Source organism: Psychromonas sp. Urea-02u-13 (genome assembly GCF_002835995.1).
Taxonomy (GTDB): domain Bacteria; phylum Pseudomonadota; class Gammaproteobacteria; order Enterobacterales; family Psychromonadaceae; genus Psychromonas.
Genome location: NZ_PJBZ01000029.1, coordinates 1 through 204, shown reverse-complemented (window position 1 = coordinate 204; position 204 = coordinate 1). Strand labels below are relative to the sequence as shown.

General features: G+C 41.7%; 1 pseudogene. It reads right to left on the bottom strand.

What is annotated here, in order from left to right:
- A pseudogene (locus tag CXF74_RS00085) lies at positions 1 to 204 on the bottom strand (hypothetical protein); the annotation flags it as partial.

Genomic DNA, 204 nt, shown 5'->3' with positions numbered 1-204 from the left:
GGTATATTCCGATTTATCAACACTTGATGCCATCTTAGCGCGGATAGGGTTCAAGTCAACATAGGCCATACAGGTTAATAATGCTTTCTCATCTAACAAGGCTTGGGATTTGAATCGCCCTTCCCAGAAGCGCCCCTTGCACTTATCTTCTTTATTCGCTTTGATAGTAGTAAAACAGGACATCCCTTTCTTGATTCGGTAAAA